11 protein-coding genes and 1 tRNA gene are annotated in these 12,480 nt (G+C 53.0%); 5 read left to right on the plus strand and 7 right to left on the minus strand.

The genetic code is table 11. From position 1 onward, the window contains the following. Positions 1-14: 14 nt before the first annotated feature. Both BN348_RS10200 and BN348_RS10205 read right to left on the minus strand, forming a co-directional pair. Positions 15-1,016: an ATP-binding protein gene (locus BN348_RS10200; protein WP_040197843.1), complete on the minus strand. Its 1,002-nt coding sequence runs from the start codon at positions 1,014-1,016 to the stop codon at positions 15-17. Between the two features lie 21 nt (positions 1,017-1,037). Next, complete coding sequence (locus BN348_RS10205; protein ID WP_197068335.1) at positions 1,038-1,985, minus strand: DnaD domain protein; 948 nt, start codon at positions 1,983-1,985, stop codon at positions 1,038-1,040. 212 nt (positions 1,986-2,197) lie between these two features. On the opposite strand from BN348_RS10205, the gene BN348_RS10210 reads away from it, so the two are divergent. The 3 genes from BN348_RS10210 to BN348_RS10220 all read left to right on the plus strand — a co-directional run bounded on the left by BN348_RS10210 (position 2,198) and on the right by BN348_RS10220 (position 4,430). After that, positions 2,198-2,273 (plus strand) — tRNA-Gly (locus tag BN348_RS10210). A gap of 152 nt (positions 2,274-2,425) precedes the next feature. Further along, positions 2,426-3,688: a P-loop NTPase family protein gene (locus tag BN348_RS10215; protein WP_040197845.1), complete on the plus strand. Its 1,263-nt coding sequence runs from the start codon at positions 2,426-2,428 to the stop codon at positions 3,686-3,688. A gap of 49 nt (positions 3,689-3,737) precedes the next feature. Then, complete coding sequence (locus BN348_RS10220; RefSeq protein WP_040197846.1) at positions 3,738-4,430, plus strand: hypothetical protein; 693 nt, start codon at positions 3,738-3,740, stop codon at positions 4,428-4,430. A 138-nt stretch (positions 4,431-4,568) separates the two neighbouring features. On the opposite strand, the gene BN348_RS10225 is transcribed toward BN348_RS10220, so the two are convergent. From BN348_RS10225 to BN348_RS10235, 3 genes are all read right to left on the minus strand, one after another. After that, a complete protein-coding gene (locus BN348_RS10225; RefSeq protein ID WP_040197847.1) occupies positions 4,569-4,778 on the minus strand; it encodes a DUF378 domain-containing protein in 210 nt (69 codons plus the stop codon). A gap of 355 nt (positions 4,779-5,133) precedes the next feature. Further along, positions 5,134-8,679, minus strand: a complete 3,546-nt coding sequence (locus BN348_RS10230) for an NPCBM/NEW2 domain-containing protein (RefSeq protein ID WP_040197848.1) — start codon at positions 8,677-8,679, stop codon at positions 5,134-5,136. A 453-nt stretch (positions 8,680-9,132) separates the two neighbouring features. Then, positions 9,133-9,381, minus strand: coding sequence for an antitoxin Xre-like helix-turn-helix domain-containing protein (locus tag BN348_RS10235; RefSeq protein ID WP_052446878.1), 249 nt, complete (start codon positions 9,379-9,381; stop codon positions 9,133-9,135). Positions 9,382-9,547: 166 nt separating this feature from the next. Between BN348_RS10235 and BN348_RS10240 the strand changes: the two genes are divergently transcribed. Next, on the plus strand, positions 9,548-9,874 hold the full coding sequence (locus BN348_RS10240) for a helix-turn-helix domain-containing protein (protein WP_052446879.1): 327 nt from the start codon (positions 9,548-9,550) through the stop codon (positions 9,872-9,874). A 182-nt stretch (positions 9,875-10,056) separates the two neighbouring features. On the opposite strand, the gene BN348_RS10245 is transcribed toward BN348_RS10240, so the two are convergent. Together BN348_RS10245 and BN348_RS10250 are read right to left on the minus strand one after the other, a co-directional pair. Then, positions 10,057-10,581, minus strand: a complete 525-nt coding sequence (locus BN348_RS10245; RefSeq protein WP_040197849.1) for a FumA C-terminus/TtdB family hydratase beta subunit — start codon at positions 10,579-10,581, stop codon at positions 10,057-10,059. Between the two features lie 31 nt (positions 10,582-10,612). Beyond that, the gene (locus BN348_RS10250) at positions 10,613-11,326 is read right to left on the minus strand and encodes a hypothetical protein (RefSeq protein ID WP_040197850.1); all 714 of its coding nucleotides are present in this window, start codon (positions 11,324-11,326) and stop codon (positions 10,613-10,615) included. 277 nt (positions 11,327-11,603) lie between these two features. On the opposite strand from BN348_RS10250, the gene BN348_RS10255 reads away from it, so the two are divergent. Next, positions 11,604-12,242 carry an HAD family hydrolase gene (locus BN348_RS10255; protein ID WP_040197851.1) on the plus strand — a complete coding sequence of 213 codons (639 nt, stop codon included), beginning with the start codon at positions 11,604-11,606 and terminating at the stop codon, positions 12,240-12,242. The last annotated feature ends 238 nt before the right edge of the window (positions 12,243-12,480 follow it).

The following is a 12,480-nucleotide window of genomic DNA, read 5'->3' on the forward strand; positions in this document are numbered from 1 at the left end:
AAACTCCTTTCCGGCTACCGCAGCAGCCTGCCGCGCATCTTGATCTGGCGGATGTCGTTGCCGAAGAATTTCAGCACATCGTAGTTGCCGAGAATGCGTGACACAATGCGTTCGTTGTACACCTTCAGAAGCTCGTTCATGTTCAAGTTGGTGTTGATGATGACCGGCCGCTGTTCATTCAGCCGGGTATTGATGATGTTGTAGAGCGCGGAGACGGTAAAGGTCGTCTGAAACTCCGAGCCGAGATCATCCAGGATCAGCAGGTCGCAGTCCAGCACCGTCTGCAGCGTGTCCGCATCGGCCGCTTGGACCCGTGAGAAGCGCTCCTTCTCCATCCGGTTCATCAGGTTCTGCATCGACGAATAGACGACGCCGTATCCGCGGCGCGTAATCTCCGACGCAATCGCAATCGAAAGATGCGTCTTTCCAAGACCGGTGGCGCCGATCATCAGGATGTTCGGCGCATGCTGATAAAAGGCACGGCAGTACTGCTGGCAGTACCCGAAGATCTCCCCCATCTTCTTTCTGGGGTTGACGCCGGTTTTGGCATCCGGCTGGTCCGGATAATATTCCAGACGGAACTGCTCAAAGGACGCTTCATCTGCGGACACCGTCCCCTGCAGCCTCTTGATCGCCTGCGCCTTCAACAGCTGCTGCAGGCAATCACATTTCTCATTTCCTATGTAGCCCTCATCCTGGCAGGCGGCACAGCTGTACGGGATTTCCAGATAATCCACCGCATAGCCGTTCTCCCGCAGCAGCTGCGCTTTCTCCTGCTGCAGCGAGATGTTCTTCTGCTTCATGCCTTCTATCAGCTGCGACGCGTCGCTCCCGCCGGCCAGCACGGCTTTTGCTACCATGATGCCGGTCCCGCTGAGCTCCCGGTCGATCTGACGGATACGCGGGATTCGGTCGTAAATCTCCATCCGGCGCAGCTCGGCCGTCTGTTTGGCCTTGCTTTTGCGTTCGGACAGAATGCGGAAGGCGTCGTCATATACCTCTTTGGAATATCCCATCTTCTATCGCCCTCCCCTTCCTTATAATTTCGGTGTGTTGAAGATGCTGATCTTATCGAACTCGTCCAGATCAAACGAGGTTTTCTTCTCCTGCTGCCCCTGTTCAGGCGGCTTGTCGGAACGCATCACCTGTTCGGGCGTTTTCAAACCCTTTTCCTTCCAGGATGTCAGAATCGCGTTCATATAGTCAAACGACAGCTTGCCGATCTTTTCAATGGTGCGCTCATAAGAAAGCTTGATCAGCCGGATATCGAAGCCCATCTCCTCGAACCAGCTGCGGATATACTGCCTCTCCTTGGGGATCAGGCTGCGGTCATGGATGCCCAGCGCGGATTTGACCAGGCCCTCATGCTTGAAGGCGGTGGTTCTCTCCCGGATATGGTTTTCGGCCTTTTCGTGGGTGTCAATGCCCTTATCCAGCCAGTCGAGCGCCGTCCGTTCCACATAGCGCATATTGGTTTTGCCAAGCTCCTTGCAGTACTGCACCACCATCAGGATGATATCCGGATGAATCCCCGCCCAGCCGCTCAGCCCCACCAGGGTCTGCATCTCCGGGCCGGTCAGCGGACGGGTAAACAGCCGCTCACATTCCTGCAGAAGAAATTTGATATCCTTATTTTCGGTCAGGCACCGGCGCAGCTCCTCCTGCGACATCTTGGGCGGCACGCCGCCGGAAGCATGCTGTATTTTTTTCTGCGCCGGCGGACTCTCCTGCTTCTGTACCCGCACCTTGACAGGCGCCTGGTTCAGCAGAAGGATATTCTCATTGGCCCAGAACTGCACCGCTTCATCCGCCTGCTGCTGCGATATGCCGAGCTGCTCGCTGAGCTGAGCCGTGTCCACCGTGCCCGAGGCATTCCGCAGAATGAGCAGAAGCACCTTTAAAGCGGCCCCGTCACAGCTCTTCAGATAACGGTCCATCAGAGCCGTCGGCACCGCAAACACACTGTTCCAAAGACCTAAATTCAAACTACAGTTCATCCCGTTTTCCCTTCAATTCCAGTTTTGGTTCCATATCATTCTGATAAAATCCTTACGATATTGGTAATGTCATTATAGCATAGGAATGCAAAAATAAACAGAATAAAAAATAGCCAAACAGAAAAATTAAAAAATCCCAAACCAGGGGTTGACAAAAGGGTGTTTTTCAGCTATAATAGTTCTCGCAGTCAAAAAGATATGCGGGTTTAGCTCATCTGGTAGAGCGCCACCTTGCCAAGGTGGAGGTAGCGAGTTCGAGCCTCGTAACCCGCTCCAGCATCTTAAGGACCGGATCTTTAATGGATCCGGTCCTTTTTGCTGTGTTTCCTCGACAATTTCCTTGCTTTTACTGCTTCTCCAAGATATAATATAATAAAATAACCGTGACAGAATCTTTCCTGACGGTTTTGACAAGCGAGGGAAACTCAATGGGGAACACACGATATTACAACGACGTATTCATTCCTGGCGGAACGCCAACCGTCACATACAACCCACGGCGCGGCCGCAACCTTGAGGACCGCGTACAGCAGACGAAGAAAAACATCTGTAAGCTGATGATCATCACCGGACCAACCAAGACCGGAAAAACGGTGCTCGTGGAAAAGGTTTTTGGACGGGAGAAGCCTGTCTGGATCGAGGGCGGTTCCATTTGTGACAATGAAGAGTACTTCTGGGAAAACGTCATTGCACAGCTTCAGATCGCGTCAGAATTTGAAGAGCATCAATCTCAGGATATGGATTTTGAAATCACAGCAGAGGGACAGCTTAAAATTCCTTTCATCCAAACAGGCGTGGGCGTATCGGGCTCGGTAAGCCGTTCCCATATGCGGGGACAAACCCTGCGGTCTTCTGTCAGCAACAAGACGGCGGCGATCCGATTCCTTTCTGAAAACCGGATTCCATTGATCGTGGACGATTTCCATTATATCGACCGCAATGTTCAAACTGCCATTGTACGGGCTTTGAAGGCACCCGTTATGCATGGGCTCCCTGTCGTCTTCATTGCCATCCCCAACCGCAAATTCGATGTGCTGAAGGTGGAGAGGGAGATGACCGGCAGGCTAGAAATATTTGAAATTCCAAGCTGGAGTCTCGACGAATTGGCGATGATCGCCGATACCGGGTTCCAGGAACTGAATGTACATATTCCCGACACCCTGAAAATGTCTCTGGCACAAGAAGCACTGAGCAGTCCGCATCTCATGCAGGAATTCTGTAAGGCAATCTGTGAAGAACAGCAGATCGTCAAGCCGGCAAAAGAGCGGAGTTCTGTCGACGAATCCATTGATCTTCCAAATTTATTTCAGAAAATTGCACGGAACACAGGGCGTCCTCTGTTTGAAAAGCTCGCACGGGGCCCGCGCCAGCGTTCCGACCGCATTAAACGCAGGTTGAAAGACGGAACCGTCACCGATATTTACGGCGCTGTCATGGCTGCCTTTGTGCAGATGAAGCCGGGAATGGATTCGGTCAATTATGACAGGTTCCGAGGCTATCTGCGCGATGTGCTGGATAGCGACCTGCCGCAAAAGAATGAGATTACCCGCGTCCTGGATAAGCTGACTGAGATTTGCTACAATACCGGCGCATCCACGCCGGTCATTGACTGGGACAGTGAGGAGGACATTTTGACCATTACCGATTCTTTTTTTGCTTTCTATCTGAGGTGGAAGGGGCTAACTTACTGAATGACTTTTAATATACATCCATGTTTGAAATCTTATAAGGTGGTTTATGATGAAATTGAAACCATTTAAAAACCGGTGCATGCGTCAGACCTCTTCCATCGCCATCATCGGCAGCGCGGATGGGCCGACGGCTGTTTACTCTGATGAAAACGATGCACAGCAGCATGAGCAGCAGGCCTTTCTTGAATTGGCCGCAGAGAAGATCAAGCCCTGTGAACGGGCCTTTTCCGAGCTGCCGGCATATCTGGCAGACCGCTATGCCGCAATACCATATACGTTGTCGGAACGGGAAGCTGAGACTCTTAAAATCAATGTCATTCTGAACCATTTCCGGGACCAGATCGAATGGCCGGAGGAACTGCCCGTACATCCTACTCACAGGCAGCTGATGGACTGGCACAGCGCGGACACATCGGTTGAGCAGGCCCGCCAGCTTGCGTCGGAGGACCTTGGGCTGCAGATATTGGCGTTCAAGCTTCCCGACAGGTACGCCGCCGAAGCGGCAAATGAAACCGTCAGCCGGCGCTTTCGGAAACACTCAAAAACCATACAAATTCAAAGACTGGATGAAGTCCGCATTGAGCTTGAAACGACAACCGGCTATATGGCCCTCCACAACGGCCGGGATGAAGTGATGAATGACATCGTGCTGTGGATGGGCGTATCGGAACAGGACATTTATGAGCGTTCTCCCCGCTTTATCTCCTATGCTTATACATGCAGACAGCTTGGAAAGCTGTAACCACACGGCAGAAGATTTTATAATCTCATAGCCAAATATCCTAAAAATCATTCAATGTGAACACTTACAGATATTTAAGATAAAAAGAGAGCCCGTCTAAAAGACAGGCTCCCTTTTTTATCGTGACAGAACTGCCGGCTACTCCTTCACGTGTACAACTTCATTGTCACGGAACAACAAAGAGATACACCAGATGCCCGCGAGTCCCACCAGCGTGTAGATGATACGGCTGACAATCGCTGCCGTACCGCCGAACGCCCAGGCGACAATATCGAACTGGAACAGTCCGATAGATCCCCAGTTCAGCGCACCGATGATGACCAAAATCAAAGCGATTTTATCTAACATGAGCTTTCCATCTCCTAAACGATTTATTTATAGTTAGTATGAAGGGATTTTCACTGTATTATGCGGCTGTCGAACGATAAATATGAAATTTATTCCATCTCGTTTGCCGTCCGCATCATTTTGACAGAGTCGTAGCAGTGAAACCAGTTATAGTATGCCTTCTTTTTTCATTTTTATTCTGAAATTTTTTTATTTTTGTCCGTATGCCCACAGGATACGGCAATAAAACTTATATACGATGCATGCTCCCCCATCCGCAATGTTGATGTTATTCTTCCCATAAACCCGCAAATCATGTACAGCGGAAATGGACCAATGCGGCGGCCGCCGCATTGGTCCATGACTGTATGTATGTTCAATTTTGATTTAAAATCATCAATTTTAAGTTCAGCAGATCGATGACGTTGATCTTGCCGTCCTCATTGACATCGCCCGCTTTGAACTGTTCTTCCGTGAAGGATACCTGTCCTGTAATGTACTGTTTCAGCAGGGCCAGGTCCTTATCGTCCAGTATCCCGTCGCCGTTTACATCTCCCGGCATCATCTGGGAACCGATCGGTATCAGGCTGGCAATCGCGTTCAGCAGATCCTTCTCCGCCTGATCCGCATCCTTCTGGGAAACCTCATCCGACACCGCGACGCTCCACGCATCTTGGGCAGCTTCGGCAAAGCCCTTCCAGCTTGCGGCCGTATAGTCCGACTCCTTCCTCAGCAGGCCTTCCAGAATCGCAAAACCGAGGTCGGTCTTATCCACGACGATGACGGACCCGTCCAGCTTCTCAATGGCATCCGCAAGGCTGTAGTACGCTTCTATAATCTGCGTTGCAGCCGGGTTCTCACTGTTCCAGATCTCCTTCGCGCTGTCGATAAGCTCCTGCAGCCGGTCGATGACCGCCTGCGGATACTGGCCGTTCAATTCTCCGGCCACCATGGCATCAAGCTTCTCCTGAGCCTTTGCGATCAGGGCTGTGATGTCCGGGCAGATCTGCACCTTCGCATCCACCCATTCGGCCCAGTCGGCGCCGCCCGTGCTGGCGTTGGCGACAAGATGAAGCGTCTTGTAGCCGGAAAGGTCGATCTCCCCGGTATCCTGGATGCCGTCGTAATAGGTGATATAATCGGATTCAAACAGAAGCTCCCGGTCCCCATAAATTTGGAACTGCACATTGCCTCCCTTTGCCGCATCGTCGACGCCGAACGACGCGGAGAAGGAGATGATGTCGTTTTCCTCCAAATCATAGGTGACCTCGGCCGGGGTCAATGTAAAGATGCCATGGTTGAAAATTTTATTCTTCTGCTCCTGCGCATCCCACAAGGTGAGCGGCTGGTTTACCAGATTGTGGTTGACAAAGACCTCGTTCTTCCATCCGGTCGTCGCACTGCTCCACTCCAGCTCGTCCAGATACTTCCATCCAACCTCCGCTTCCTTTTCGTTGGTAACAAGCTCAAGGCCGCACCAGTCGCCGTAATCCCCACTGATGCCGTCGTCCGCATCGGTCACAACGAGCCTGAGCAGGCTGCAGCCCTCAACGTCCACTTCCAGCTCCTTCGCGGCCGCGCCCAGCTTCATCGTGCCGCTGTCAAACAGCTTTTTGTCGTCGCCCCACACCTGGAACGCCGCAGATGATTTGTCGTTTCCTGTATCGTCAATGCCGCAGAAGCCGGTCAGCTTCACCTTACGTCCGCCCAGGAACCAGGCGATTTCGGAATCCGCATGGACGCCGAAGCCGGATTCATATACGGTTCCGCCTATCGAGAGCGCGCCGCCGGACGCGGACTGGTTGACACCGATCTCGCCTTCTTCGGTCGTCGCATACATCCAGTTGTCCTTGATCAGCGGGCCGTCCGGGCTTGGGACATCCACCGTCACGCGGACATGGTTCTCCATTTCCGTGCGCGCTTCATCCCCTTCGTACAGCAGGCTTGTCTTTACGCCGATGTCCATCTCGCCCTTCGCGGAATCCGGCGCGGTGACCAGCCATTTCACAATGACCTCGTCTCCGAAGGTAAGCGCGGTTCCGACCGTCGAGGTGAGCGGCCGCGCGGTAAAGCCTTCGGGCAGGTCCAGGCTCAGCACAGCCAACTCGATGCCGATGTTGCCGCCGTTGAAGAACCTGCCGGTCACGATGAACGAGCCGTTCTGGGCCACATAGCGGTAGTTGGAGGCGCTCATCAGGTAGGCGCCCCTATCGATGCTGGTGTTCGGTTCGACGACATACATCTTGACGCCGTGGGACGGGACGGTGCCGCCGACCTTCACATCGGTGAATTCCTCCGAGGTCCACACGTCCTTGATGTCATACATCAGGGACTTCTTCATGTCCTTCATCGTGAACGCATAGTACTCGGGGTCCACATCCTGCACGATGCCGGCGATGGAGGCAAGCTCGATCTCCATATCGGCGGCGTCGAAGCTGCGGTTGAACAGGCAGACGGCCATCCTGCCGCCGGAAAGCGGCTTCACCAGATACTCCAGATCGCCCTCATCCTTGAACTTGATGGCCTGGATGCCCTTTTCATCCTGGTCGACCGCGATGGCATCCGGGTTGGTGATGATGTCGACGACCTCCTGCTGGTCTGCAAGCTTGCGCAGGTCGTTTCCAAGGATCAGCGGGGACGCCATCATGCACCACAGGCTGAAATGCGCCACGTTTTCATCGTGGGTCAAATCGCCGTTGCCTACCTCGAGCATATCCGGGTCGTTCCAGCCGTAGTCGAAGTCGTCCTCAGCCTTGCCGTACCGGCCCGCATAGCGGTACAGATTGACATTGACGTCATAGATGCTCATGACGGAATTCCAGTTGGCGTTGATGTCTCCGGTGGTCCTCCACAGGTTTCCGGTCTGGGCTCCCCAGAGCCATGGCGAGGTGCTGCCCCACTCACAGATGGAAAAGGTGATCGGGCGCTCTTCTTTTTCGGGATTCTGCGCGGCATATTTTGCTGTGGCCTTCATCAGGTTGTCCCGCATGAAGCCGTAGTTATACCTTGCCGTATCGTAATTCCTGTTTTCGTTTGTGATCGGGTTGTAGAACCGCAGCGTATTCTCGCCGGCCTTTAAATCCAGCATTGCCGAGGCTCTGGCACCCGGCGCGCCGCCGGTTGCGCCGGTGGCCGGCAGCATCATCCTGTACGGATGCACCGAATCGCCGTTGATATCGATGAACATCGGCACCTCCGTGCCGGACGCCTTTTTATAAAAGTCGAGGTTCAGCGCGTAGGTGCCATCCTCCGGCACCTCAACCGTGAAGGTGGCGGAGCCTGCGTTGAGTCCCACGCCATAGATATATTTGCCGTCGATCAGCTTTGCCGTCCCCTGAAGCTCCGCCTCCTTTGCCGTATAGGAATAGACGGGGGTATCCGGGGAATAGGGCTTCGCAAGCTTGATGCCGTAGATACCGTATGACCCGCTGGACAGCTGCACGTTGTGGCAGTAATCGTACTTGAAGTAATCGATCTCCCATTCCGCAAAGCTCGTCGCATCGGTCAGCTCGTGGAATTCCGAGCCGGGCAGGTCCTGGCAGGTGAACAGGCCGTTCGATGTGTAAAGCCCCATCTTCAGGCCCCTGTCATGGATGTAGCCGCTCAGCCATTTTCCGTTGTGCGGGAACCGGATCGGGTCGAACTGGAGCCTGCCGTTTTCGTCCCGTTCGGATGCGTGCCAGTTGTCATCCAGATTGACATACTCGTAGCCCGCGTCCCGCAGGCCGAACTGCACCATCGCGTCGGCCGTTTCGGTAATCAGTTCCTCGTCGATGTTGGCATGGAACGCGTTCCAGCTCGACCAGCCCATCGGCGGGGTCTTTGCGGCGCCGTTGTCGTGCGCGCTCGCACCGGCGGACAGCGCCGCCATGGTCAGGAATCCGGCCAGCATGGTGCCTGCGATTTTTGTCGTTCGTTTCATATTAATCCTCCCTTGAAATATAAAATTGTTGCCTGTCAGACTTCACATCCTTTTTTTGTATGGATGGAAATCTCTATATTTATGATATGAAGGATAACTTTATGAGCAAAGCTGGAATCCGCGCCGTTATTATAAACATGAATTTATGATATGCATACAGTTTTTTAACAATTAAAGCGCGGCGGTGCTTCCATCGTCATCCTTCTTACCATTGCCGTGTTGCTGTTTCATCCGGCATACCCGTTTCTCAATCTGGTGCAGCAAGCGGCATATCCGCGCCGCTTTGCGCTGCATCACCGAAAACGGCATTCACACCGGCGGATATCCGAAAATTACAGTTCTCTTTGCGGACTGCGCCTCAGCAGGCTACTGCGATACACGGATGCGGCAAGCCTGCCGGTGTGGATAACAATACGCCAGTTTTTTCTTATTTCTGCGAAAATCTTTCTCGCTCTATGCGGGACGATCCTCCAGACAGGTCCCTGACGGCTGGCAAGGCTGCGCCCCGTTTTTTTCATCACATTGAAAGAGGTACTCAAACTTACAGTCAAACAGCCGCAGCAGGGTCTCGATCTGAGGCCGGTTAAACGTTCCCGCCTGCTTCTTGTGCTCGTAAGCGGCGCGGGATATGCCCAATATTTCCGCCATATCCGTATTTGTATACCCACTTTGTTTTTGTTTGTCCTCCAGGTTTTTAAACATCGCTTTCACCCCCTCATGTTTTCAATTCGCAACCTTATGGCGTTATTATAGTCCCGTTTAGCAAACTTGTCAAGACAATATGAAGAATTAAGTTCGCAAAATGAAAACTTTTTATTGACATCTGCATGCTCCGGTAATATAATTCCTTTAGATAGGAGGGATTGCATTGACTTTCGGCGAAAGACTGCGTGAAGCGCGGCTTCAGAATGGACTGACTCAGGAACAGTTAGCACAGCAGATTGGTGTTGCAAAGTCTACGCTAACGGGTTATGAAAAAGGAAATCGGGAACCCGATGTGTTCAAGATTAAACGGATATTAGAAGTATTGTGTTTGGATTCCGACTATTTATTGGGCGTAAGCCGCAAAACACAGGAGGACGACGTCTCTGCACAGACGCATGAAAAATATCTGCAGCTGAACGATGAATCCAGAAAAATCGTGGACAGCCTGATCGAACATCTCTTCAAGATGCAGACGAAAGGGCCGCGGTAGGGTACGGTGACTGTTCGTGTCTCTTTGCCCTCGTGAACCGATTGTCCGGCCTGTTTCTTCGCCGGTTTCGCTGGTATCAGCGTACGATGAAAAGACACCCGCTGTCCTGGACTGCAGATACATGTAGAAAAGGCGTCCTCTCGGATGAGAGGACGCCTTTATGCGCCACAATGAGAAATCCCTCAGAAAATATTGCCGCCATGGCAGTCAATCCCCACAATCAACGGAAACGCAGCGATTTTCAGACGTTTGACTGATTCGCATCCCAGATCCTCGAACGCGATGACCTCACAGGATTGGATGCATTTTGCCGCCAACGCGCCCGCGCCGCCGAGCGCGCACAGGTAAATGCTCGCGTTCCGGTTGACCGCTTCTACAACCGCGCTGCTGCGTGCTCCCTTGCCGATCATGCCGCCAAGCCCAAGGTCCAGCAGACGGGGGGTGTAGACGTCCATCCTGCCCGCCGTGGTGGGCCCGCAGGAGCCGATCGGCAGTCCTTCGGGCGCCGGCGTCGGCCCCGCATAGTAGATGACCGCGCCCTCGATGCCGAACGGAAGCGTTTCGCCGTCGTCCAGCATCCGGTTGAAGCGCTTGTGCGCCGCATCCCGGGCCGTATAGATCGTACCGGACAACAGAATCTTCTGTCCTACCCGAAGCTCCTGTGCCGCCTGTTTGATTTCATCTGTGGAAACCCGCAGAATCTGCACGCTGCATTCCTCCTATTAGTTCCTGTAACGTTTATAAATCCCGCACATCGATCTCAACCGGGTGCTCGCTGAGCTGGTCCACACGCTCCTTGTAGGTACTGAACCGCTCTGCCGCCTGTTCCACCACCCGTGTGACATTGCTCATCGTCACATTGATCGATGCAAAGGTGTCGTTGACATATTTCTGAAGCTTTTCGCTCTCCATCTTCATGCGGGAAAACTCCGCTGAGAGCTTGTCGGTGGTCGATGTGGTCTCACGGCTGATCTTCGACGCGGTTTCCTTCGCCTCATTGATGATCACATCGGCGCTGGCCTGCGCCTTTGCGATCGCGTTTCCGATGCGCATGACCACATGGTCGTATTTCTCGCTTTTGTCCTTGTACTCATCCAGCTTCTGCTGCAGCTGCTTGTTCTGCGTCGCAGCCATCCGGATGGTTCTGTCACGCTCCTCCAGTTCCTTTTTGGTGCGCTCCAGTTCATCCTGCAGCTCCTGGAAAGAGCTGTTGATCTCCGAAGACCGCTGCTGCTCCCTGCCGACCATGTCGTCCACGACCGACATCTTCTGCTCGAATTCCTTCAGGCGGTGCTCCATGTCCTGATTGGTTCTGGTCAGTTCCGAAATCTTCTCCTTCAGCCGCTTTTCGACCGATTCAGAGCTTCTTGCCATAGAAGCGATGTACTCCAGAACATCCTCCTTGTTAAAGCCCATCATCGAACTTCGGAACAATTTTTCCCGATACTCCATATTGATTATCTCCCCTCCGAAAAAACACCTGCGTTCCAGCTGCGGTCTTTCTATACCACACACGAAAAAACCGCAAAAAACGCAAAAAAATACAAGTTCCTACTGAATCATTATAGCATGGAATGTTTCAAAAAACAAATAATAAATTTCAATCTTTACACGGCGAATCGTGAAACAAAATTTGATATAATAAAAACAGAAGAATATCCTCCCCTTCATTCATCAAATATCCCAAAATTGTCCTGTAATCTTTCAAAGTTTCCAAGGAGGTATCCCGATGAAAAATCTTGTGGTCTTTGACCTGGACGGTACGCTCAACCGGACCGACCTGTACGCGGTGCGCGCTCATACCGAGGCGCTGCGGCAGTACGGCGTAACGCATCTCAGCGAAGAGGAGATCAAATCCTTCTTCGGCGGCCCCGCTGAAAACTTCTGCCGGCATGTCTTTCCGGACATGGATGACAAGCAGGTGCGCGGTTACCTCGATGTCGTGGCGGCGTTTGAGAACGAATACATCAAGGAATACCGCGCCAGCTTTGACGGTGTTCCCGAGCTGCTGGACCGTCTGCACACGGACGGCTACCTGCTGGCGGTCTGCTCAAACGCTTCGCTGCGGTACATCACGCTGGTGCTGACCGAGCTTGGCCTGATCCGAAAGATCGACCACATCCAAAATATTGTGCCCGGGCTTGCCAAAACCGAAACCCTCGCGATGCTGCTTGAAAAGGTCCGGCCGGACAATGCCGTCATGGTCGGCGACCGGCACTTCGATCTGGAAGCCGCGAAGGCCAATCATCTGCCGTTCATCGGCTGCCTGTATGGATTTGCGCCTGAAGAAATGCGTCAGGCGGATATCGCTGTGGAAAGAGCCGGGGATATCTATGACGCGGTCAGAAAACTGATGCCGAACGCCTGACAGACACCACCTGCGGTGGGGCAATCGTCTGCGGCGTTCTCCGGTCGGGGAATTGTTTACGCAGCCGCTGCGGGTATTGGGGTACCAGCAAAGACTGTCGCAGAGAACGTAAGTGCCCGCTGCCAGCCATTCAGCCACCTTGACCAAAGCAAAACGCCGTCCGCAGACGGCCGAAACAGATAACAAGATATCTGAGGGGATTTTCAAGGGGGCCATCTGGCCCTAAGCGGCACTGTGT

It is taken from the genome of Candidatus Soleaferrea massiliensis AP7 (assembly GCF_000820765.1).
Lineage (GTDB): Bacteria > Bacillota > Clostridia > Oscillospirales > Ruminococcaceae > Soleaferrea > Soleaferrea massiliensis.